The organism is Kordia jejudonensis (assembly GCF_001005315.1).
Taxonomy (GTDB): Bacteria; Bacteroidota; Bacteroidia; order Flavobacteriales; family Flavobacteriaceae; genus Kordia; species Kordia jejudonensis.
In genome coordinates, this window is record NZ_LBMG01000052.1 from 1 (window position 1) to 24,711 (window position 24,711).

Below are 24,711 nucleotides of genomic sequence, written 5' to 3' on the forward strand. Positions count from 1 at the left end.
CTTGCTTTCTCATTATTTCTTCGTACAGACAAAAGGATCATTACAACTTTTTCCTTTTTTTTTAATATAATTCTTTTGCTAGCGCGAGTTTTAAACCGTATCAATACCGTTTACTACTTTTACATTTAAAATTTAATATTCTACATTTAGTATTTCCGCATCTAACAACGAAGCAATGTAGTTCCAAAAGTAAAACGCATCTATAAAATACTTGCCTGAATATATTTCTTCGGTGTCGTTCCGTATTTCTTCTTAAACGCTGAAATAAAGTGACTCGCCGTACTATACCCAACTTTATGTCCAACTTCATTTACATTATAACTTCCCGATTCTAAAAGCTTGCGCGCATATTCCATTTTATAATCAAACAAAAAACTAAATACCGAATCGCCGTAAATTTGCTTAAAACCTTCTTTTAATTTCTTAATATTCAATCCAACTTGGTTTGCCAATTCTTGTAAACTTGGCGGCTCTGCCATATTTGCAATTACAATATCTTTGGCGCGACGAATTTTCATTACATTATCTTCATCAACCAAAAACGGACATTGTTCTATATCGGCATCTTCACTTCTATTAAAATACAAACTCAATAACTCGTACGCTTTTCCTTTTAAGTATAATTTCTTTATAGATTCGTGCATGTTATAATTCAGCATCTGATTCAGCACAACGGCCATCATTGGCGTTATTTCCTTATTATCATAATACTTTTTGTCCTTCTTATCAGCGTCTAAAAAGTGAATATAATTGGCTTCTGTAGAAAACAACGCATGAAACTTTTTTATCGGAATCAACACAGAAATCAACCACGTTTTCGGCATCACATCTACGTTAATAGGCAAATCGGTTTGCGGATTGTACAGCAACAATGCATGTTCGTCCAACACGTCAAAAGCATAGCGTCCATTATTAAAATTGAACTTACACTTCCCTTTCACACAAAAATGAAACTGTATAAAACTACTGTCAATTTCTCGGATAAGTTGTTGAGTATCATCACTATCATTTTGAAGCTTCAAAATAAAAAACCCATCTTCTATTTGAGTCTCTTGTAAAGTACCTTGAGCGATATTTTTTTCTTCCATAAGTAGAAATACGTGTTTTGGCTTTATTTAGAATGATTCTATGTTAACTAGGTTAAAAAGCCTTATTTTGCAGTAAATTTACAACATTTTACATGTTTTTAACAGGAAACGTATCTAAAAAACTTATAGCGATATAAAAAGTCCTTTGAGCGTTATTTTTATTTAATGTTGAATGATACTTTTGTTAACGAATTTAAAATTTCTATGAAGCAATACAATATCTCGCGACATAATTCTTTCTACTGTGTAGGACTAAGCTATCAGAAAGCGGAAGCTCACATTCGTGGAAAATTTAGTTTACCTGAGACGAATCAAGCTTCAATTCTTGAAACGATACGTATTGAAAACATTGGCGATGGCGCATTAATCATTTCCACGTGTAACCGAACGGAAATCTACGGTTTTGCTCAACGTCCTTGCCAATTTATCAAATTACTTTGCGATTATTCTAACGGAACAGCAGAAGAGTTTCAGAAAGTAGCATACATTCATGAAAACAAAGATGCCATTTCGCACTTGTTTAAAGTTGGTACTGGATTAGACAGTCAAATTTTAGGAGACTTCGAAATCATTTCGCAACTCAAAAAAGGATTCAAAGCTTCACAAAAAGTTGGATTGATCAACGGTTTTATGGAACGTTTGGTCAATGCGGTAATTACAGCTAGTAAACGTATCAAAAACGAAACAGAAATTTCTTCAGGTGCAACTTCGGTTGCTTTTGCTTCGGTACAATACATTTTAAAAAACGTTAAAGATATTTCAGAAAAGAACATTTTACTGTTTGGAACAGGAAAAATTGGAAGAAATACCTGTGAAAATCTAGTGAAGCACACGAAAAATAATCATATCACATTAATCAACAGAACGAAAGACAAAGCTGAAAAAATTGCTGGAAAGTTCGATTTGATTGTGAAAGATTATGAAAATCTCACGTCCGAAATTCAAAAAACAGATGTACTAATTGTGGCTACTGGCGCGCAATGCCCAACAGTTACTAGAAAAGACATTCATACGGATAAAGAGCTGTTAATTTTAGATTTGTCAATTCCTGAAAATGTTTCACGAGATGTAATGGAATTAGACACTATTTCGCTCGTTCATTTAGATGCGTTATCGCAAATTACCGATGAAACATTAGAAAAAAGAAAGTCGCACATTCCACAAGCGGAAGCGATTATAAACGAAGTAAAATCTGAATTTATTGCTTGGTTAGAAACGCGAAAATTTGCACCAACTATTCAAGCGTTAAAACAAAAATTGACAGCAATGAAAAATGCTGAAATCAATTTTCAACGTAAAAAACTGAATGATTTCGACGAAACACAAGCGGAAATCATCACAAACAGAATCATTCAAAAAATAACTACACAATTCGCCAATCATCTCAAAGATGAAAACACAACTTCAGAAGAAAGTGTAGCATTGATACAAAAAGTATTTCAATTGGAAAATAACTCAATATGAGTAAACTCATCAGAATCGGGACTAGAGATAGTGAACTCGCATTGTGGCAAGCTAAAGTAGTACAAGAACAAATAGAATTTCTTGGTCACAAAACCGTTTTAGTTCCCGTAAAATCTACTGGAGATTTAGTCCTAGACAAACCCTTATACGAACTCGGAATCACAGGAATATTTACGCGAACGCTTGATATTGCCATGCTCAATAACGACATTGACATTGCAGTACATTCGTTAAAAGATGTGCCAACTGTTTTGCCAAAAGGCATTGTACAAGCCGCCGTTTTAAAACGTGGAAATGTGCGTGACACCTTGGTATTTAAGAAAAATGAAGAATTCTTATCGCAACGCGATGCCGTAATTGCTACTGGAAGCTTACGCCGAAAAGCACAATGGCTCCACAGATATCCAACACATACCATTGAAGATTTACGCGGAAATGTAAACACACGTTTGCAAAAACTAGAAGATACTGAACACTGGAACGGTGCTATTTTCGCTGCCGCCGGATTGGGTAGAATTGGTTTACGACCAGAAGATTCTGTAAACTTAGAATGGATGGTTCCTGCGCCCGCACAAGGTGCCATCATGATTACCGCATTAGAAGAAGACTCAGAAGTACGAGCGATTTGTGCCGAAATCAATCATGAAGAAACTGAAATTTGCACAGGAATTGAACGTAAATTTCTAAACTTATTAGAAGGTGGTTGTACAGCACCAATTGGAGCCATTGCATACATAAAAGATGAAGTCGTTACGCTTGAAGGTGTGTTACTAAGTACCGACGGAACAAAGCGAATTTACGTGACACGCTACGAAAAACTTGGCGAACACCACGAATTGGCAAAATACTGTTCAGATTTCATCATTGAACGCGGCGGAAAACGCTTGATGGATGAAATAAAAAACTCAGGAAAGAAAATCAATGTGTATTCTACCAAACTTTTAACGGAAGCACAGCGACAACTATTCAACGAAGGAATAGTTTCTGAAAGCAGCGATTTCATTAAAATCAGCTTAAACAGAATCAAACCACAAGTTGTTCGCAAACCGATCAAAAATGTGGTTATTACCAGTAAAAATGCGGTTGAAGCTTTAATCCAAAACTTCTCAGCAGAAGAATTACAATTTAAAAACATTTACTGTGTCGGACGTAGAACCAAAAAACTCATTGAACAAAAAATTGGTCCTGTTACCAAATCGGCACGGAATTCAAAACTACTAGCGGAATATTTAGTAGAATACATTGAAGGAACTTCAGTAACCTATTTCTGTAGTGACATTCGTTTGGATGCGTTGCCAACAATTTTGGAAGAAAATCACATAGAAGTCACGGAAGTACACGCGTACAAAACCATGTTGGACGCTGAAAAACTACAAGACGGAATTGAAGGTGTTATGTTTTACAGTCCATCAACTGTGAAAAGTTACATATCGGCCAACAAAGCCAAAGGAATTGCATTTTGTATTGGAGAAACCACCGCAAAAGAAGCAAAACAACATTTTGAAGATGTTCGTATTGCCAAAGTTCCAACTGTTGAAAGTGTGATTGAGTTGGTGAATGAACATTATGTGTAATAGGTGTTGGGTATTAGGTTTTAGGGATTAGTAAATATCCTAAAACGTCACTTCGAGTGATTTTCGATAGAAAATTGTATCGAGAAGTGCTTTGAAGTAAAACTAGAAATGAGATATGAGTAGTGAGTTTTTACTCAATACTAAAAACAACGAAAACGTCACTTCGAGTGATTTTTGATAGAAAATTGTATCGAGAAGTGCTTTGAAGTAAAAACTAGAAATGAGGTATGAGTAGTGAGTCGTAAGTTTTTTTTCAATACTGAAAACATCCAAAACGTCACTTCGAGTGATTTTTGATAGAAAATTGTATCGAGAAGTACTTTGAAACGAAAAATAAAATTAGATATAAGATAGTAGTAATGAGCCATTCTCAATTCTCAATACTAACAACTCAAAACTAAATTATGATAAAAAACGATTTATTTTTAAGAGCTTTAAAAGGAGAAACGGTAGAACGTCCGCCAGTTTGGATGATGCGCCAAGCAGGAAGATATTTACCTGAATTCATGGAAATAAAAAAGAAGTACGACTTCTTTACACGTTGTCAAACACCAGAATTGGCAAGTGAAATTACTGTACAACCCATTCGTCGTTACGGAATGGATGCTGCCATTTTATTCTCAGATATTTTGGTCATTCCGCAAGCCATGAACATTGAAGTACAAATGAAGCCTAACTTTGGACCATACTTGCCAAATCCGGTACGTACACAAAAAGATGTTGATAATGCTATTGTTCCAGATCCAGAGGTTTTAGACTACGTGTACAAAGCTATCAAAGCCACAAAAGAATTGCTAAATGACGAAATTCCATTAATTGGTTTTGCAGGTTCTCCATGGACAATTTTATGTTACTGTGTACAAGGACAAGGAAGCAAAAACTTCGACAAAGCAAAGAAATTCTGCTTTACAAATCCTGTAGCAGCACATCAATTATTGCAAAAAATTACAGATACAACCATTGCATATCTCAAAGAAAAAGTAAAAGCTGGAGTTAACGCAGTACAAGTATTTGATTCTTGGGGCGGCATGTTATCGCCAACCGATTATCAAGAATTTTCTTGGCAATACATCAACCAAATCATTGAAGCCTTAAAAGACGATGCGCCAGTAATTGCCTTTGGAAAAGGATGTTGGTTTGCGTTAAATCAAATGGCACAATCAAACGCTTCTGCTTTAGGAATCGATTGGACGTGTTCTGCGCGAAATGCACGCTACCTTACAGGTGGAAACATAACGCTTCAAGGAAACTTTGATCCAACGCGTTTATATTCGCCACCAGCGGAAATCAAAAAAATGGTGCATCAAATGATCAACGAATTTGGGAAAGACAAATACATCGTCAATCTCGGGCACGGAATTTTACCAGATATTCCATTAGACAATGCAAAAGCATTCATTGACGCGGTAAAAGAGTACAAAAGTTCGTAATTTTTTAAGTATTTTTGGCTGTTACTTAATGAGGACATGACTTTATAAAACTCGTCATATACTTCATAATATAGCTATAACATATATGAAAAACTTTACACTCCTACTTTTTTTAGCAATCTTTGGAAACCTGTATTCACAGCAAATAACACGAGATACTTCTTTTGGAAATAACGGATTTTCCGCTTTTACCATTCAGACTGTAAACGATTTAACAGATACGGTTCTTTTACCAAATGGTCAATTTATCACAGGATATGCGTCTGTTACTTCCGTTGGTTGGAGTTTGAGTTTGAAAAAAATAAACGCTGACGGAACTATTGATACTTCTTTTACGGGAGGTCTAAGTAGAGATGGAGCTATCCAATTTGAAAAATTAGTCTACCACAACGACAAACTATACTTTTTTGGATCGTATGCAATTTATCCATACAACAATCGTAATTTAATGGTTGTTCGGTTCAATATGAACGGAGATATTGATACTACTTTTGGCTCCAACGGACAAACGTTGTATTCGTATGGTTCTGGAAATGATGATCCTTTGGATGTTGTTATTGATGCCGCTGGAAATAGTTTTGTATATGCCAAGCACAGTTCTGATTATTACTTGATGAAATTAGACGCCAACGGTATGATTGACGCTACTTTTGGCAGTGGAGGAAGTGTATATTTACATACATATAGTGTGTACAACAACAGCACCAATAAAATTTTGAATAAAATGTACTTGCAAAATGATGGAAAATTCATGTTTGTAGGTGCCAAAAGAAACTTATCAACGGACATAAACGAATCTTATTTGGTACGAAAATTACCTGATGGAACTGACGATCTTAGTTTTGGTACTAATGGCGAACTTGTCATGGCAAATACGTCTTATTCCTCAATAAAAGATGTACAATTTGATTATGCCAACAATACCATTTTACTGTTGCATCAATATGATAATTCCAATCAAGTGAGAGATCGAGTGTTTTTGTCCAAAATACAACTCTCGGACGGAGCTTTGCATACTACATTTGCCAATAATGGTATGACTTCACAATATAGTTTTACAGGCGCTCCAAATCTATTTCTTTATCACATTACAGTACTATCCGATTCAAAAATGTTGGTTGCGGGAAGTGTGAGCGATTTTACGCCAAGTCCAAGTATTAACAGACAACTTTTTGTGATGCGATTTAATTCGGATGGCAGTATAGACTATTCAAGTTCAAGTAATGGCTACCATATTTTTGAAACAACGCCTCCAGATTCTTCTATGAGAGCCGATTTTGTCAGTCAATTATTTGATTTGGATAATGGTTCTTTTATCATTGCCTATTCAGGAGATAGTGCTACTCATGGTGCGCATTCCTATCTTGCAAAATTTAATGGCGCTACCCTTGGACTCAATGATGTTGATGACCAACGTATAAAGTTTGCAATTTCTCCAAATCCTTCAAAAGAATATCTCACTGTAACAAATTTAAAAGGTGCTTCCAATAGTTTTGAGTACAAAATTATTGACCTGATTGGCAGCGTAGTACAACAAGGAAATGCAAACTTCAATGAAAAAATAACGCTGAATGATTTGTCAACAGGCACATACATTTTTAGTGTACAATCTGAATTGGGGAAAAAATCTTCCAAAATCATTATAAAATAAAGTGTGATAGCGTGAGTTTATAACTTGTAGCAATTTAATTACTAGATTCTTAGAGCGCTGCGCTTCTAGATTTTTAGATGGTTAAACTCAAATTCCATATGCTGAACCTGACTACGATTTTATCATGTATTATGGTAAAAAATTCATGAATTCGTTACAAAAATCCAATCAATAAAACTTTTTGGAGCATAAAATGATTGCAAATGAGTTAATCTGAAAAAATGATGTCATATAATTTTACATCATAAAATAACTCTTGTTAAAAACAATCTTAAAAAATGAAAAAATGAAGAACGTAATTTTAATGCTAGGACTCTTTTTGATGGCTTTCCAAGTAGGAAATGCACAAGACACTACCACGAGAACAGGAAATTTTGGAATCAAAGGTGGTTACAATTTGGCAGCAGTAAACTTTGACGGCGATGCTGATACTGGTAATCGTAGTGGTTTTCACGTGGGAGTTTATGGAGAATCATTCTTAAACCAAAACATTGCGTTGCAGGTAGAACTTTTATATTCGCAACAAGGATATGAAATTGAAACAAACAGCGGAACCTTCACACAAAAGTTAAACTACATCAACTTACCTTTAATGCTGAAAGGATATCTAAGCGATAATTTTTTCTTAGAAGTCGGACCGCAAATTGGTGTTGCCATTTCTCATAAAGAAGAATTTGACAGCAACTTTGATCTATTTGATACTTCGGAAGAATTTGATCCAAACAGCTTTGATTACGGTGCCAACTTTGGTACAGGTTTCAGAACCGATAGCGGAATTACACTAAGTGCGCGTTACCATTTAGGTTTGGGTGACATTTATGATGATGGAAGTCCGAAAAACCGTGTTTGGCTATTTTCTGTAGGATTCGATCTATAAAGAAAAAATAAATATGACAAGAAACCATCATTCGCTTCTTTTGAATGATGGTTTTTTTATTTTATCTTACCTTCATATCGAAAACACAACGTGTATGCAAACACAATTTTCCATAGCACTTCTCAAACAAAAAGACACAAAACCTCTTTTTGATTTGATTCAAGCAAATGCAACACGACTGCATCAATACTTTCCGATTACCGCGAAAGAAAACAGTTCGTTGGTTGCAACAGAAAATTACATCAACAGGAAAATCAGAGAAGTCTCGCGAAAGGAAAATTACACCTTCAAAATTGTAGATTCAACTACGGAATTGCCCATCGGATTATTAATCATTAAAAAATTAGACTGGATTCACAAAACCTGTGAACTTGCCTATTTTATTGATGGAAACTACGAAGGAAAAGGAATTGTATCCGCAGGAATGCAGCAACTCCTCGCCTATTGTAAAGACGAATTGGAATTGCAAAAAGCAAGTCTTGTAATTGGCGAAGACAATCCTGGAAGCCTTCGTATTGCAGAAAAGTTTAACTTTGCATTGACCAAACGTATTAAAGATGGACATGAAGATTTTCACGGAAATATTATGGACGTTTTACATTTTGAAAGAGTCGTATGATAAAAGATATATTTAACGGAATACAAGCCTATTTTTCAGCACTTTCTTTGCTGAGTAAACTAAATTTGTGGTCCTATTTTATACTGCCAATTGTAATTAGTTTTGTATTAGGAATTTTTATTCTATTTACGGCATATGGACTTTCGGACAATATTGGAAGTTACATTGCCAGTATTTGGAAATTTAGTTGGGGAAAAGAAACGGTAACCAGCATCAGCTATTTTATTGGTGGACTCATTGTTATTGCTTTCGGAATTGTAATTTTCAAACATATTTTAATGGCAGTTGCAGCGCCTTTTATGACGCCAATTTCTGAAAAAATTGAAATGCATCTCACAGGAACAGTTACAAAACAACACATAGGACTAAAAGCACAAACCTCAGCGTTGGCTCGTGGAATAAGAATCAATTTACGCAATCTAATTGTGGAAATTCTCTGGATTATTCCGTTTTTTATTTTCAGTTTCATTCCCTTGATTGGATTCATTTTTCTATTTCTCATCTTTCTAATACAAGCCTATTATGCAGGTTTCGGAAACATGGATTATACGTTAGAACGATATTTTTCATACCGAGAAAGTGTGGATTTTGTCCGAAAAAACAGAGGAATTGCCATTGGAAACGGTATTGTTTTTATGCTCATCTTGTTAATTCCTATTGTTGGAATTTTAATTGTATTGCCATTATCGGTAGTAGCTTCTACCACAGAAACGCTCAAAGCCTTACATCCTGAAAAGTTTGCTAAAAATCGTTTGCAATTATAAGCGGTAAACGTATTTCTAATTGTGTAAACACAGCAAATCGTGCTATCTTTGTATACCGAAAATTATAATACAAGTATTAAAAACTCAGACGTGTGAAAGACCTTTTTCTCAACTATATTCATCAATTACAAGACACTATTACATCAAAAATCGAAGAAATTGATGGAAAAGCCAAGTTTCAAGAAGATTTGTGGAAACGTCCCGAAGGCGGCGGCGGACGCACACGTGTCATTGCAGATGGAAACTTATTTGAAAAAGGTGGCGTAAACATTTCTGCGGTTCATGGAGAATTGCCAGAAGCCTTGCGTAAAAACTTCAATGTAGAGCAAGGCGATTTTTTCGCGTGCGGATTGAGCTTGGTCTTACATCCTAAAAATCCTTTCATTCCTACGGTACATGCCAATTGGCGTTATTTTGAAATGTATGACAAAAAAGGCAACGTCGTAACGCAATGGTTTGGTGGCGGACAAGATTTGACGCCATATTATCTGTTTGATGAAGATGCAACACATTTTCATACCATTTGTAAAAAAGCGTGTGACAAACACCATCCTGAATTTTATCCAAAACACAAAGAAACCTGCGACAACTATTTTTGGAATACACATAGAAACGAAGCGCGTGGCGTTGGCGGATTGTTTTTTGATTATCTAAAAAAGACTGACGAATTTTCTATGCAAGATCGATATAATTTTGTCACGGAAGTTGGAAACAGCTTTTTGGAAAGTTATGTACCCATTGTGGAGCGCCGTAAACATATGGAATACACACAAGCGCATAAAGATTGGCAAGAAGTGCGTCGCGGTCGGTATGTAGAATTCAATTTGGTACACGATAGAGGAACCTTATTCGGATTGAAAACCAATGGACGTATTGAAAGCATTCTCATGAGTTTACCGCCAACGGTACAATGGAAATACAATCATCATCCAGAAGCAGGAAGCGAAGAAGCAAAATTGATTGAAGTATTGAAACATCCGAAAGAATGGGTTTCTTAAAATTCATGCTATCATCAACTAAAGGAATTCATTATTTTTAATTCATGGAACACTACCGAAAATTAGAGCGCATGTATTTATCTGCAAATATGAATACGCAGATATATGACACTACAAAAATTACCATTGCTGATGAAACTGCGATCATTTCCATGACTATTGATCCGAAGTATTTTCATGCGCTTGGCGCGATTCATGGTTCGGTATATTTTAAGCTTTTGGACGATGCTGCTTTCTTTGCAGTAAATTCCATTGTAAAAGATGCTTTTGTACTCACGACTTCCTTCAATATCAACATTACACGACCTGTCAGTAGCGGAAAAATTACAGCAACAGGAAAGCTTAAATTCAAATCGAGAAACTTGTTCGTAGCTGAAAGTAGTTTGTTTGATGAAAAAGGGAGAGAAATTGCGTTTGGCATTGGAAATTTTGCTAAAAGTAAAATTCCGCTTACGGAAGAAATTGGGTATCAATAAGATTATGAATTAGCGTAAATTAAAAATCGATTATTTTCCAACCATTTCATTCACGGTCGTTTTTTACCGATTACCATTCACTCAATAGTGAAGTCATACCAATTTGATTATAAAATGTGACTTTAGAGACGAAGTTGCTTTGGTATCATAGGACGTAATGAATGGTTTACTACGGAAAGTATTCACAATAAACTAGGATGGCAAATGAACGAGTTTATATGTTGCATTTTATAGTTTAATGGGAAAAATAACAGAAGACAACTAAACAGATTATCTCGTTATCTTCTGTTATGCGGAATAATATCTTATTTAACAATAATTTGATGATGTTCAATAAAATTCTTACAATCTACTTTCAGTATATACACACCTGTTGCTAAACCTCTTGTGTCAAATGTTGCAGCGTTATTTGTTATTTTCACGGTTCTTTTAAGACCGCCATATATGTCATATAACTGACCGTTTATAGCTTCATTGCGTATAGATTTATTATTTTCCATTGCAATCAATTCAATATGTACAATTCCGTTAGTAGGATTTGGATACACTGTAAACATTCTTGGAAAAAATTGATCTGGAAGCGCTTCATTTACATAAAATGTCTTATTCGCAGGAAAAAAACCGCATGTATTTGCAACTCTCGCTTGTATGGTATAATAACCTTCTGGCGTATTACTAGCTGCAACTATACTGGTTGTTGCTCCGTTTGCAGCGTTTAGAAACGTAAAATATTGATTTGCATTTGGAAAATCGTTGCTAAACACGACCCAATCAATGGTAGTAAATGCTGTTAAATTACTTGTATCTACTGAAAACGTTGCTGAATCTGTTGGACTCGGGTTGATATCAGTATCTCCAGTAACGGATGCAAAACCTGTAGGACGCCCAAAATGTACGTCTTTGGTAAGTATTGCATTTCCACATCGTTCCGATGCTACAGCGGCTGTAATCACTACACTTCCGTTAAAACCAGGAGTTATATTTACGGTAACATCTGTATTGTTGTTAATTACAATAGTTCCTGCATTTGCTGGATTTAATGTCCATGTAGTTGTTGTAGTAGCATTTCCTACTGAAAAATTAGCTGATGCACAAAGTAAGCTAGGACCAGAAATTGCATCTGGATCGCAAATAAAAGAACAGTCAAAAACATCTTGATCATTAGGATCTGCATTGAGTTCGGTAGCCAGCCAATTTCCGTTTCGAGCGTTGAATGATATATGTTGTTCATTTATACTACCATTTTCAAATGCCGTAATAAAATTATCAAAAGGAATGGCTTTTGTCCCTGTTGGTGGATTTGCCGCTGTATATACTTCAAAATAATCTGCATTATTAAGTATAGTAGTACCACTTCCTACATCTAAAGAGGTTGGTGTTGGAATAAAATCAAATCCATCAACAATAGCAATGTTAATACCATAACTACCAAACCATGCACTAACGGACGAATTTTGTGTATCAATAAGATCTAACAAATATTGCCCACCAGGATAATAATCAAAAGGTAAAACTCCTGTTGGATTGTTATAACTTCTATCCGTAATCGTGGTATTGATATCTAAAACCCACAAAAGCTTTTTGGTAAATACAATTTTTCCTTTATATATCTGAGCGGTTTGTCCAACGTCGGGCAATGCATTCACACCAAAATCCAAATTAAAACTACTATTTCCAGGCAATATACCAAGTAATAATCCAGGTTCATCCAGAAGAATTGCCGAACCTATAAATCCTATGTCACCTAATGGACTTAACAACTCCGAAAGAAAGTCCGTTAATATACTTGTGTTTCCATCACCATCTATAGAAAATAAGGCATCCGTTGGACTAAAAGGTTGCGGATTTGCACAATGACTTCCATTACTTATCGCAATATTTCGAGTCAATTGCGGATAGCCGTCATTTGAATTTAAGCCTCTTAATTCAGTGAAAAAATTAGTGTGTAGTGTATTGGTTACTGAAAAATTACTAGCTACAGTATTAATTAATAGTTGTTGCGTACCAGGCGCATCAATAAGTGCTTGGATATCTTCTATTGAAGTTGGGGATGTATCATCAGGATTTATATTGATATCGCCCAAAGGCGTACTTACAAACTGATCAACCAAGTGGCGAGCAAAATACAAAACTCCTAATGGTATATTGGCACCTTGGTGCGGCGCATCGTGGCTTATGTATAAACTTGTATCATGTACTAGGTTGCGTTCTTCCATATCGGTTAGTGCGTACCGAGCAATAACGCCACCCATACTTTGCCCCAATACTACATTGGGCGTATTGCCTACTTTTTCGCTGTTTACCCAAGCAATTATATCTTCTAACAACAAAGCGTTGCGTTGCAAGTGGTCTTTGCCATTGCCCCAATTGACGTAAATAATATCGTAGTCTTGTAGTTCGTCTGCTAAGTTTCCTGTGAAAAACAAAGCATCCCTAATAAAACCTTCGTACTCATTATCTCCTAAGCCATTTTCTGTACCTAACAAACCACTGTCAAAGCCTTCGGCAACAATTAGCGGTCTACGAATAGTGCAATCATCGTTTGCATAGTCAATTTCCAAGGTAGCAGTATTACGTTGTCCCAAATATGTCTGTGTTCCCACAAATTCTACTTCGTCAATGCCTAAAGCATTGATAGCGCAGGGTTCATCAATTGTTCTTTCCGCTAAATTTGGTGTTGATGTCCTTCCTGCAACTTCTATATGTATTTTACTGTGTGCATACAATACTTGGTTGTTGGTCAGTGTTAGCTTATAGTTCCACTCATACAAACCAGCTTGCGCGTATGAGATTGTTTTGTACTGCCCAAACGTCATATTTTGATATCCATTGCCATCGCCAAAATCAACTGCAATATTTTGTACAGTACTGGCTTGGTTGGTATACCACAAACTTGCTGGTAAGGTTGCAGTCAGCGTTAATTTTTTATATTTTAATATGGGTGCTGCCATGGCAAAGACTTGCTTTTCTTCATACGGATTACGCCAAGTTCCTTTAAAGAATTTATCATAATATCTACCGTTGCTTACAGTCAATGAATTTGGATACGCATCCGCTTTTAGTTTACTATATGTGTAATACAATCCACTGAGGGCAATAGTATCGCGCTTTCGCAGATGGTCCCAATTGGTTTTGAAAGTTGTTGGGTGTACCAAATCGGGAACATTTGTTTGTACCCGAGCCATCAATAAAGTATTGTATATGGCAGTATAGGTGCCACGATGTACAATATTATCTGAAGTTATGGTGCCATCATAGGCAGCGAGTTCTGCAAACTCCATGGCGTAGTCAATTAGTAAATGGTGTGGCACTCGGTTTTTATCAATCCCGGCAAAGACTTGATTGATACGCGCAGCATATTCAGTATGAATAGTTTGCGCAGTACTAGTTGTAAAAACTGACAGACAAAAGAGTACAAGACAGCTTTTGACATAAAGTAAATAAGATTTCATAAATTTGATTCCTTTTTTAAGTTAAACATGAATTAATTTTTGTGTTTGATGTATGCCGTACTGTTGGCGCAGTACGGCTTTTTTTTATGACTATTGTGTGTATTGCATATCAAAGCGACCTTCCCGAATTTCACGAATTTCTCCAGAAATAGGATCTTCAACATCAAACCAAAATGTACCTGATACAATTTGATTGGTTTCGTCTAATTTTGTAATGTGTAATTCGCCAGTAAAGGTAGTTGACGTATAACTAAATACTCCTCCAAATGCAAATGCTCCAGATACATTTGGAGGCGTGTTTTCAGTTAATATATACGTTTGATTTTCAAAAATTTGAAAATTATTGGTCCCTATGCCGATTAATAATCCAATATTATTATTATCTCGTTTATTCCCTTGTAGTGCAAAATAATAACCGCCATCTACAAATTGGTAAACGCAATCTAGTGGGTTAGTGCCACCGCCTGGCAAAAAAACTTCGCCATCTAATAAGCAACCAAAGGTATTTTCGCCTGTTTGGGTAGCCGCAGGAAGTTGATCCACAGGATTTGTTGGATGATCGTCATCATTATTACAGCTTGCAAAAAGCAGCATGACTAGTATAATGTTAAAAAATGTGAGTGTCTTCATAATATATGTGTATTTATTTTTATTAAAGTGTGTATTGCATATCGAAGCGACCTTCCCGAATTTCGCGGATTTCTCCAGAAATAGGATCTTCCACATCAAACCAAAATGTACCTGATACAATTTGATTGGTTTCATCTAATTTGGTAATTTCTAATTCGCCTGTATAGATTTGTGTTGTATAATTGAAAATGGAATTAAAGGAATATCTGGCGGTGACATTTCCATCCTGATTTTCCAACAACTGAAAAATCTCCCCTTCAATTAATTGAGAATTTATTGTACCGATAGATATATTTATTAAATTATTATTACTATCACGTTTATTCCCTTGTAGCGCAAAATAATAACCTCCATCTACAAATTGGTAAACGCAATCTAGTGGGTTGGTGCCACCGCTTGGTAAAAAAACTTCGCCGTCTAATAAGCAGCCAAAGGTATTTTCGCCTGTTTGGGTAGCGGCAGGAAGTTGGTCAACAGGATTTGTTGGGTGATCGTCATCATTGTTACAGCTTGTAAGCATGAGTATAATTAGTACTATTTTAAAAATTTTGAGTTTTTTCAAAGCGTTTGTATCTATTTATTATTGTGTGTATTGCATATCAAAGCGACCTTCACGAATTTCGTGTACAACGCCATTGCTATCTTCTACATCAAACCAAAACGTACCCGATACAATTTGGTTGATTTCGTCTAATTTGGTGATTCGCAATTCGCCTGTATAGATAGCTGATGTATAACTGAACATTCCACCTAATGCATATACTCCAGAAACACTAGGCGAAATATTTTCAGATAGTATATATAGTTGATTTTCAAAAATTTGAAAATCTCTTGTGGCTAAACCAATTAAAACTAGATTATTATTAGAATTTCTTCTATTCCCTTGTAAAGCAAAATAATAACCGCCATCTACAAATTGGTAAACACAATCTAGTGGGTTGGTGCCACCGCTTGGCAAAAAAACTTCGCCGTCTAATAAGCAACCAAAGGTATTTTCGCCTGTTTGGGTAGCCGCAGGAAGTTGGTCCACAGGATTTATTGGATGATCGTCATCATTGTTACAGCTTGCAAGCATGAGCATGACGAGTACTATTTTAAAAATTTTGAGTTTTTTCAAAGCGTAGTATTCATAAATAAATGACTTCTATATAGTTGTAAGAGTCAATTTAGACCACAATATATTAAGTAAGAAATATACAGATATTTTTGTAAGTAAGATACGTGAATTTTATTTTTAACTAAAATTTATTACTTCCAAATCACTTCTTTTTTTGTCGTTTGTTTCAACACATTGGTCACGTGAAATAAGCGTGCTTTGATCAATAATTTTCGTCCGATGACTGTTCTGGTAAAACGTAATTTTGCATCGCCAACATATCGAATCCAATTATCTAAAAAGACTTGCGCATCTTTCTTTCTCGCGCTACAGATAGAAGGCACTGCAAAGTAGTTCTGCCAATCTGATTTTGAGCCAAAAATGCTCGTTTTCTCTAACAAATAGCGTGGATTTTCTATCGGATCCAAAATTTCCTGCATCGCTTTTACAAACAATGCACTTTCTACACGTGTAGCGCCGTAAATATTACAAACGGTATCGCCGCCATACAAATGCTCCGAACGAATGTCAATTTCGTCAAGATTGGTGGTAACATACCCAAGATCATTCAAGGTTTGCAAAACGGTTTCGCCAATATCAATCATGTTTCTATGCACAAAACGCGATTGCACATACACACGAATTCTCGTAACTATTTTAAATCCTAAATACATCCCTATCAAAGAAAGTAAGCCATAAATTCCATACAAAACACCTATTTCCATGTGCATAAAAACTTCATAAAAATAGAATTGCATTAACACAATTGCGACACCAATAGAAAGTTCCACAGAAATATATGTTGCCAAATCGCGATGATAAATCTCTTTTCTCCGTGTTCCGCTAGATTTATTTTCATTGAAATATTGTATTTCGGTCGTCAACGAATTTCCTTTTTTAATCGCCGTTTCCCAAGCGTTTTTTATCTGCTTTCTATTTTTTGCTAGCGCGAATGTACGCTCGTTTATTCCTTCAATATGATCACTTTCAAATGTTGATGGCAAAGTTAATCTGCCAATTCCAGTACTAATGTACACAGGTTTTGTATTCGATATTCCAACAAAAGCATGAAAACGGCGTTTTAGTTTTGCCAAATCGCTTCCTCCATCAATAACTGTGGGATCAATACAGGCTAAATGCCAAATAGTACTTACTTTTTCAGGATTTCCCTGTTGTGATCGAATGGCTCTTCCACGCATTTGATTTGACGAAACATACGAACCGACAAACGATGCCAAAATGAGCGTATTGATCGCTTGAGAATCCCAACCTTCGCCCAATAATGATTTTGTTCCAACCAACATTGTGATATGTCCAAATTCGAATAATTTCGTAATATCAGCAACTACATCAGATTTTACTTGTGTACTGATTGATATATTTACAAACCTATCATCGCAATCTAACAATGAATATTTGTATGTTTTTTTAGGATTGATTTCTGCCAAAATTTCCAAACACGCTTTCGGAATAATTACCATCGTTCCCGAAAGTACTGCCAATGTAGAAATATCGCTTAATGAAGTTCGAACATGTTGAAAAATTGGCAATACGCCTAATAAATTGACGGCTGTAATATCTTGATAGGTCAAAAATTCTTTCCGAATATAATCAGTCAAAACAACCGCGCGCAATTGTGTCCCTAAGTTTTGATGTTCATGGTATAAAATGTCAACAATACTTTGCAATTTGCTCGGACTATTTGCCAATGTTTTGTACAATTGTTCATCGCCAAAAATACGCACGCGTTTTTTATGGAGCATTCCATTTCTGCGCAAGCGATCTTCTAGTTTTGCTAAAAATTCTTCATGCATGAATAATTGCTCACGATCGGTAAACACTAAGTTTTGCAATAAAATTTCTAACCAATCATATTCTAAACTAGGCAAACTGACTTTTGTATTTTCTTCAAAACCTAACACTTCTAACAAAAACGGATTGATTTCTTTTCCAACCGATTTTAAGAAAATTAATATACTAGAAAAGTAACTTGGCTCTTTGTAGATTTCCTCTAAAATCTCATCCGTAACATTCAAAAAACGATGTGATGTTAGCATGGAAACGAATAATTCATCTAACTGTAAATCACGAACAAATACAGCTACTTTTTCTCGGTAATCAACAATTGCTTGTATTTGTGTTTCATCTGGTGTGGAAAAATGTATAAAATCTTGATGCGGACACAAATCGCCTTCTTTGACCAAATTGGGCACGGCAATTTCTTCATCAATCGGACCGCACAATTCAAAATATCGCGATAATTCTTGATCTGTACTATCTATTGGCGGCGTTGCAGTTAACGCAATGGTTGTTAGGTTGCGATCATCTTTTAAGGCAAATAAACATTTCCACCATTCATTCTTCAGATGATGTGCTTCATCTAATACAATCGCTTCAATTCCGTACGATGCAAAATAGGCCAAAAAGGCTTCTTTCGTGTCAAACGATTTGTAAAACGTATGCAATGCCTGATACGTCACAAAGGTTAACATAGCAGGTTGTTTGATGTCAAAAGAATAGTCTGTAAATGATCCGTCTTTTGTAAAAAAAGTAAGCAATCGATTTTTCCACTGATTCCGAATCGTCAACGTTGGTGCAAACACAATGGTTTTCTTTTGCACTCTGCGCAACATTTCAATCCCTAAAATGGTTTTTCCTGAACCTGGTGGCGCAACCACATGCAAATGATTGTCAGTTAGATGTACATTAAAATGTGCTAAAAATTGCTCTTGATAGTTTCGCCAAGAAAACTGAAATCGTAACGTTTCAAATGGCGTGTTTGATATAACTTTCGGGATATTCGGTTTAATATTCATTATCTTTGTGACATCTAAAATAGAAAAGATATTTTAGATGCAACGATTTATTATTAAATAACAATTTATGTTTCCACTTCGAAGAAATAGACGTTTACGTACCAATGCTGCCATTCGTGGTTTGGTAAGAGAAAATATAATTACTGCCAACGATTTTTTAGTACCACTTTTTGTGGTTGAAGGCAACGGTGTGAAAGAAGAAATAGCATCCATGCCAAATTATTACCGACACAGTTTAGACACGTTAGTTGATGAATTGAAATTGCTTTGGAGTTTAGGATTGCGATCGGTTTTATTGTTTGTAAAAGTGCCTGATCATTTAAAAGATAACAAAGGAACAGAAGCTTTAAATGCTGATGGTTTGATGCAACGTGCCATTAAAACCATCAAAAATACGTGTCCTGATATGATTGTGATGACAGATGTTGCATTAGATCCGTATTCTTCTTTTGGACATGATGGCATTGTGGAAGATGGTAAAATTGTCAATGATGATACTGTAGAAGTGTTGGCAGAAATGAGCGTTTCGCATGCGGAAGCTGGTGCTGATTTTGTAGCGCCAAGTGACATGATGGATGGACGAATTTTAAGCATCCGTGAAGCGTTAGAAGACGAAGGTTTTACCGATGTTGGTATTATGAGTTACAGTGCAAAATACGCATCTGCGTTTTACGGGCCTTTTCGCGATGCGTTGGATTCTGCACCTGGTTTTGGCGATAAAAAAACCTATCAAATGGATCCTGCGAATCGTCATGAAGCCATGCGTGAAACCGAAATGGATATTGATGAAGGCGCCGATATTGTGATGGTAAAACCTGGCATGGCATATTTGGATATTGTCCGCGAAGTAAAGAACGAATTTGATGTGCCTGTGGCGGTGTATCAAGTTAGTGGCGAATACGCGATGATTAAAGCGGCGGCTGAAAAAGGTTGGCTCAACCACGATCAGGTGATGTTAGAATCGATTATGGCGTTTAAACGTGCTGGCGCAGATATGATTGCTAGTTATTTTGCCAAAGATGTTATTAAATTATTGTCATAATAGTTAAACATGAAAGCTGCGATTTCCATATTTGTATTTATAATTTCTGCTGGAGCAGCGATCCTATTTTATGTAAACGCCCAAGAACAGCAGTATGCTGCTGCAATGGCAATTAAAGAGAAGCCACAATTTATTTGTGGCACATATTACATATCTCCGCCCTTAAATGAAGAAGCTAAAGCAGGAAAGCAATTGTTTAATGCCAATTGTGCCGCTTGTCATAAGTTAGATAAACAATCAACAGGTCCATTTTTGCGTGATATTAACGAGCGTTATACGACTGAAGATATTCGCAAGTTTTTACGAAAAGATAGAACAAGTAGCATCAAACCAAATAACGAAAGAGGTTTGATTTGTGTTCCTTTTCCAAATTTATCCAATGAAGACATTCAATCAATTTTAGCATATACCAATTAAATTATTTATGAAAAAATATATCTTTTGTATCATCATGCTTGTGAGTTCATTCGCGAAAGCGCAAAATACACCAATGACTGCTTTTTTAGAGAAATGGGAAAATTCTAAAAATTATTTGGTGGAAATGGCAGAAGCAATGCCTGAAGAGAAATACGATTACAAACCTACGGAACGTCAAAAAACATTCAAAGAACAATTATTACATATCAAAGGAAATATGGATTGGTTGAGTACCACGTATTTTGCAAAAGATAAAAAAGATGTTGCAAAGCAAACCTACACCACAAAAGCGGAAGTTATTGCTGCAATTAAAGAAGCGTTTGACAATAGTAGAGACATTATTAAACAGGCTTCTGCGGAAGAATTGAAAGAAGTCGTAGATTTTTTTGCAGGTCCAAAAACCAAGTTGCAAATTTTAAATTTGTTACAAGATCATGTGACACATCATCGTGGACAATTGATTGTATATTTGAATCTCAACGATGTAAAACCACCAAAATATAGAGGTTGGTAATTCGTTTTGTACGAAGAACGTATTGTAAGTGTAAAAGCTGTTTTGAAAATGTGTATTCTCAAAACAGCTTTTGTGTTTAGAAATCCTATGGCCACCAATCAGTAACACATGAAATTTGAGGTCTTGAGATACATTTTTCCTCAATTGGTTCTGCTGGCGGTGTGTACGGACGTGCTCCACCTTTAGGATTAGCAACTGTAGATTTTGCAATGTCTAGTTTTTCTAATTTTACATTCTTTTTTTTCATAATTGTAACTGTTTTGATTTAATTATGAAGCAAAACTAGAGTTCAAAATACTGCAAAACAAAGACATACACTGAGCTTTTATAAAACAGCACCTTATGTTTTATAAAAGGTCACTTATTATTTTTTTTAACTAAAAAAGCTCATTACATCGAATAAATGCTTTAAAAAAGCAGAAACTCCTAGGATTCATACAGATATTTAAACAATTGATTAAAATATTATCTAAATTCGCTGTATACAATTTTTAACAACAATGACACTACTACTATTTTACGGAGTTATCTCTATTTTCTTTTCGTTTTTATGTTCCATTTTAGAAGCCGTTTTACTGAGCGTTACTCCAACGTTTGTAAATATTAAGAAGAAAGAAGGAAAACCTTATGCAGCTGCGCTAAAAGTACTAAAACAAGATGTAGACAAACCTTTGATCGCCATTCTTACGTTAAACACTATTGCACATACTGTTGGTGCTATTTTAGTAGGTACAGAAGCAAAAAAACTATATGGAGACGGCGATAGTTATGGCGTACTTATCATTTCTGTGATCATGACGATCTTAATTTTAGTCGCTTCAGAAATTATTCCAAAAACAATTGGTGCCAAATATTGGAGACAATTGGCAAATTTTACCACAAAAACACTCGGAATAATGGTCATCATTCTAAAATATACAGGAATGCTGTGGGTTTTACAGCTATTCACTAAAATCATAGGAAGCAAAGGGCACGGAGAAAGCGTGCTGAGTCGTGAAGATTTTTCTGCTATGACGGAAATTGCAACGGACAAAGGTGTTTTTCAAGAATCGGAAAGTAAAGTGATTCGTAATTTATTAGGATTTAAGGATATTTTAGTAAAAGATGTAATGACACCTCGATCGGTATTAAAAATTGACAGTTCTGAAAAAACGATTCAAGAATTTTTTGATGAAAATCCTGATTTAAAATTTTCAAGAATTCCGATTCACGGAGCAAAAACCGATGATATTTCTGGATATATCTTAAAGGATAAATTGATGGAAGCCATAATTCATGGAAAAGGAGATCAACCGTTGGAATCTATCAAACGTGAATTACTCGTTACAGACCGTAATTTGCCAATTCCTGAATTGTTTGAGAAACTTATTGAACACCGCGAACATATTGCTTTAGTGGTTGACGAATACGGTTCGGTAAGCGGTTTGGTAAGTCAGGAAGATGTTATTGAAACCTTACTAGGCTTAGAAATTATGGATGAAAGTGATAATGTTGCTGACCTACAACAATTGGCACGTAAGAGCTGGGAAAGACGTGCAAAACAGCTTGGATTGATTGAAAAAAATAACCCAGAAGAATAAATCTCCTGGGCATTTTATCATTGGTGATTTTTTTAACATAAATTACCAACTACTAACAACTATTTTAATGCTGATATGTATTGTTTAACTTAATTTTTTCAGTAAATAGGAATTGATCATATAATTAAGTTCACAGTAACATTTTGGGCGTGACAAAACTATAAAAAAATTGCAGTTCGTCTATATTTTCACTCTCTTTATCGACGAATTGTGGGTTTAGTTTCGATGAATACACATACAGCACATATAAAAACTCCTTTAGGAATAGCAAGGCTAATTTCCAATGAAAATGGAATTACAGAAATTACTGTCATAGATGATGCTTCTGACGCTATTTTGACGACACAAATTCCTGAATCTTTACAAAATTGTGCACAACAACTTCGCGAATATTTTGAAGGAACTCGTACAGCATTCCAATTACAATTAGCACCAAAAGGAACTCCTTTTCAACAAAAAGTGTGGACTGCTTTAAATGATATTCCGTTTGGAAAAACATATTCATATTTAGAACTTTCAAAAAAATTGGGCGATGTAAAAGCCATCAGAGCTGTTGCCGCAGCCAATGGAAAAAATCCGTTGTGGATTGTAACACCTTGCCATAGAGTTATTGGAAGCGATGGCTCATTAACAGGATACGCTGGTGGATTGTGGCGAAAAAAGTGGTTGCTGGAACACGAAAGTCCTGTGAAGCAACAATCGCTATTTTAGTAAAACGTACTTTATATTATTAAAAAATACAACTTCAGAAAACTATGTACAGAACCGCCACCAATATTTTGAAAAAGTTTATGTCTACTTCGGCAATTTTCAAATATGGATTCAATTTGTCGCCAATGTATCGTAGAACGACTGCACGTGTGGTTTCTATCAGTACTGATTTAAAAGAAGTGAAAATAAAAGTGCCGTTGAGTTATAAAAATAAAAATTATGTCGGCGCTATTTTTGGCGGAAGCATGTTTGCGGCAACCGATCCAATTTATATGATTCAATTGATGCAGATTTTGGGCGATGATTTTGTCGTTTGGGACAAATCGGCAACTATTCATTACAAACGTCCTGCAAAAGAGTCTGTTTTTTGCGATTTTACATTTACGGATGAAGAAATTGAAGTCATCAAAAAACGTGTGCAAAACGAACAGGAAATTACAATTGAAAAGATAACGTATTTAAAAAATACGGAACAAATCGTTTTTGCAGAAGTCATCAAAATCTTATATATTGCTGAAAAGCAATTCTATAAAGAAAAGCTTAAAAAAAGAAGAAGGTCTTAACTTTATATTGATTTTTTTTACCCTTTTCAACGTACTAAAGTAAAGACTATGTTACACAAAATACATCTAGAACACATCTTGTTTTTAGATATTGAAACTGTTCCAGAACATGCATCGTATGATGAATTAGATGCTGATGAAAAAGAACTCTGGGAACAAAAAACTACGTATCAGCGTAAAGACGATTTTACGGCTGAAGAATTCTACGATCGTGCTGGAATTTGGGCAGAATTTGGTAAAATTATCTGCATTTCCGTTGGTTATTTTGCTAATAAAGGCGATATCCGAAATTTCAGAACTACTTCATTTCATGGCGAAGAAACACAGTTATTGGAGGAATTTCGAACACTTTTAGAAACACATTTCAGCAGACCGCATCATTTGTTATGTGCTCATAATGGAAAAGAATTTGACTTCCCATATATTGCCAGAAGAATGATTATTAATGGAATGACCTTGCCTTTTAAGCTAAATCTATTTGGAAAAAAACCTTGGGAAATTCCACATTTGGACACGCTTGAATTGTGGAAGTTTGGCGATTACAAGCATTATACTTCCTTAAAACTTATGACGAAAGTGTTGGGCATTCCTTCTCCGAAAGATGATATTGATGGCAGTCAGGTTCGACATGTATTTTATGAAGAAAATGATATCGATCGAATTATCGTCTATTGTGAAAAAGATGTCATCGCTGTTGCGCAGATTTTACTCAGATTGCGGAATGAGGCGTTATTAGTTGATGATGAAGTGTTGCATGTGTAGGATGGGTGTTGGGTTTTTGGGTGTTGGGAGCGTTTTGCTGTTGGATTATTGGATTGTTAGATACGCTTTGCTTTCGTAACGCTTCGCTTTTAGAATGTTAGTAGGTAAGATTTGATATTCTTATTCCTGTGTAGACAGAAATCCATTTTGAAATTCAGAAGTATATTGAATTGAAAATATTCGTTTG

Annotated in this window: 22 protein-coding genes and 1 pseudogene; 16 read left to right on the top strand and 7 right to left on the bottom strand. The window is 35.4% G+C overall.

Translation table 11 applies throughout. From position 1 onward, the window contains the following. Positions 1–200: 200 nt before the first annotated feature. Positions 201–1,088, bottom strand: a complete 888-nt coding sequence (locus AA089_RS19425; protein WP_046758667.1) for a helix-turn-helix transcriptional regulator — start codon at positions 1,086–1,088, stop codon at positions 201–203. Between the two features lie 204 nt (positions 1,089–1,292). On the opposite strand from AA089_RS19425, the gene hemA reads away from it, so the two are divergent. The 9 genes from hemA (at position 1,293) to AA089_RS19470 (ending at position 10,941) form a co-directional block, all read left to right on the top strand. After that, positions 1,293–2,552 carry a glutamyl-tRNA reductase gene (gene hemA / locus AA089_RS19430; protein WP_046758695.1) on the top strand — a complete coding sequence of 420 codons (1,260 nt, stop codon included), beginning with the start codon at positions 1,293–1,295 and terminating at the stop codon, positions 2,550–2,552. Then, complete coding sequence (hemC, locus tag AA089_RS19435) at positions 2,549–4,126, top strand: hydroxymethylbilane synthase (protein ID WP_046758668.1); 1,578 nt, start codon at positions 2,549–2,551, stop codon at positions 4,124–4,126. Before hemA ends, hemC begins: the two co-directional genes overlap by 4 nt. Positions 4,127–4,530: 404 nt before the next feature. Further along, on the top strand, positions 4,531–5,556 hold the full coding sequence (hemE, locus tag AA089_RS19440; RefSeq protein ID WP_046758669.1) for a uroporphyrinogen decarboxylase: 1,026 nt from the start codon (positions 4,531–4,533) through the stop codon (positions 5,554–5,556). 85 nt (positions 5,557–5,641) lie between these two features. After that, entirely contained in the window at positions 5,642–7,207 is a 1,566-nt protein-coding gene (locus AA089_RS19445) for a T9SS type A sorting domain-containing protein (RefSeq protein WP_046758670.1), read from the top strand. A gap of 286 nt (positions 7,208–7,493) precedes the next feature. Next, positions 7,494–8,084 carry a porin family protein gene (locus AA089_RS19450; protein ID WP_046758671.1) on the top strand — a complete coding sequence of 197 codons (591 nt, stop codon included), beginning with the start codon at positions 7,494–7,496 and terminating at the stop codon, positions 8,082–8,084. A 94-nt stretch (positions 8,085–8,178) separates the two neighbouring features. Beyond that, positions 8,179–8,703 (top strand): GNAT family N-acetyltransferase, encoded by a 525-nt coding sequence (locus tag AA089_RS23915; protein WP_162200461.1) that lies wholly within the window; start codon positions 8,179–8,181, stop codon positions 8,701–8,703. Next, the gene (locus tag AA089_RS19460; protein WP_046758672.1) at positions 8,700–9,467 is read left to right on the top strand and encodes an EI24 domain-containing protein; all 768 of its coding nucleotides are present in this window, start codon (positions 8,700–8,702) and stop codon (positions 9,465–9,467) included. Before AA089_RS23915 ends, AA089_RS19460 begins: the two co-directional genes overlap by 4 nt. Positions 9,468–9,559: 92 nt before the next feature. Further along, positions 9,560–10,465 (top strand): oxygen-dependent coproporphyrinogen oxidase, encoded by a 906-nt coding sequence (hemF, locus tag AA089_RS19465; RefSeq protein ID WP_046758673.1) that lies wholly within the window; start codon positions 9,560–9,562, stop codon positions 10,463–10,465. A 44-nt stretch (positions 10,466–10,509) separates the two neighbouring features. Continuing rightward, complete coding sequence (locus AA089_RS19470) at positions 10,510–10,941, top strand: PaaI family thioesterase (RefSeq protein WP_046758674.1); 432 nt, start codon at positions 10,510–10,512, stop codon at positions 10,939–10,941. Positions 10,942–11,246: 305 nt separating this feature from the next. Here AA089_RS19470 and AA089_RS19475 read toward each other — a convergent pair whose 3' ends face one another. The 5 genes from AA089_RS19475 to AA089_RS19495 form a co-directional block, all read right to left on the bottom strand. Next, entirely contained in the window at positions 11,247–14,393 is a 3,147-nt protein-coding gene (locus tag AA089_RS19475) for a T9SS type A sorting domain-containing protein (protein WP_046758675.1), read from the bottom strand. 90 nt (positions 14,394–14,483) lie between these two features. After that, positions 14,484–15,023, bottom strand: a complete 540-nt coding sequence (locus tag AA089_RS19480) for a hypothetical protein (protein ID WP_046758676.1) — start codon at positions 15,021–15,023, stop codon at positions 14,484–14,486. Positions 15,024–15,045: 22 nt separating this feature from the next. Next, a complete protein-coding gene (locus AA089_RS19485; protein ID WP_046758677.1) occupies positions 15,046–15,543 on the bottom strand; it encodes a DUF6252 family protein in 498 nt (165 codons plus the stop codon). Between the two features lie 60 nt (positions 15,544–15,603). Then, entirely contained in the window at positions 15,604–16,140 is a 537-nt protein-coding gene (locus tag AA089_RS19490) for a hypothetical protein (protein ID WP_156169140.1), read from the bottom strand. Between the two features lie 131 nt (positions 16,141–16,271). Next, positions 16,272–18,935 (bottom strand): DEAD/DEAH box helicase family protein, encoded by a 2,664-nt coding sequence (locus tag AA089_RS19495; RefSeq protein ID WP_046758679.1) that lies wholly within the window; start codon positions 18,933–18,935, stop codon positions 16,272–16,274. 67 nt (positions 18,936–19,002) lie between these two features. On the opposite strand from AA089_RS19495, the gene hemB reads away from it, so the two are divergent. The 3 genes and pseudogenes from hemB to AA089_RS19510 all read left to right on the top strand — a co-directional run bounded on the left by hemB (position 19,003) and on the right by AA089_RS19510 (position 20,908). After that, positions 19,003–19,977 carry a porphobilinogen synthase gene (hemB, locus tag AA089_RS19500; protein ID WP_046758680.1) on the top strand — a complete coding sequence of 325 codons (975 nt, stop codon included), beginning with the start codon at positions 19,003–19,005 and terminating at the stop codon, positions 19,975–19,977. 174 nt (positions 19,978–20,151) lie between these two features. Continuing rightward, positions 20,152–20,394 (top strand): annotated as a pseudogene (locus AA089_RS25835) (c-type cytochrome); the annotation flags it as partial. A 7-nt stretch (positions 20,395–20,401) separates the two neighbouring features. Then, complete coding sequence (locus tag AA089_RS19510; protein WP_046758682.1) at positions 20,402–20,908, top strand: DinB family protein; 507 nt, start codon at positions 20,402–20,404, stop codon at positions 20,906–20,908. Between the two features lie 85 nt (positions 20,909–20,993). On the opposite strand, the gene AA089_RS24990 is transcribed toward AA089_RS19510, so the two are convergent. Then, on the bottom strand, positions 20,994–21,155 hold the full coding sequence (locus AA089_RS24990) for a hypothetical protein (RefSeq protein WP_156169142.1): 162 nt from the start codon (positions 21,153–21,155) through the stop codon (positions 20,994–20,996). A gap of 253 nt (positions 21,156–21,408) precedes the next feature. Between AA089_RS24990 and AA089_RS19515 the strand changes: the two genes are divergently transcribed. The 4 genes from AA089_RS19515 (at position 21,409) to AA089_RS19530 (ending at position 24,524) form a co-directional block, all read left to right on the top strand. Beyond that, the gene (locus tag AA089_RS19515) at positions 21,409–22,488 is read left to right on the top strand and encodes a CNNM domain-containing protein (RefSeq protein ID WP_046758683.1); all 1,080 of its coding nucleotides are present in this window, start codon (positions 21,409–21,411) and stop codon (positions 22,486–22,488) included. 225 nt (positions 22,489–22,713) lie between these two features. Further along, positions 22,714–23,199: a methylated-DNA--[protein]-cysteine S-methyltransferase gene (locus AA089_RS19520; RefSeq protein WP_046758684.1), complete on the top strand. Its 486-nt coding sequence runs from the start codon at positions 22,714–22,716 to the stop codon at positions 23,197–23,199. Positions 23,200–23,243: 44 nt separating this feature from the next. After that, on the top strand, positions 23,244–23,762 hold the full coding sequence (locus AA089_RS19525) for a DUF4442 domain-containing protein (protein ID WP_046758685.1): 519 nt from the start codon (positions 23,244–23,246) through the stop codon (positions 23,760–23,762). A gap of 48 nt (positions 23,763–23,810) precedes the next feature. After that, positions 23,811–24,524 carry a 3'-5' exonuclease gene (locus AA089_RS19530; protein WP_046758686.1) on the top strand — a complete coding sequence of 238 codons (714 nt, stop codon included), beginning with the start codon at positions 23,811–23,813 and terminating at the stop codon, positions 24,522–24,524. The last annotated feature ends 187 nt before the right edge of the window (positions 24,525–24,711 follow it).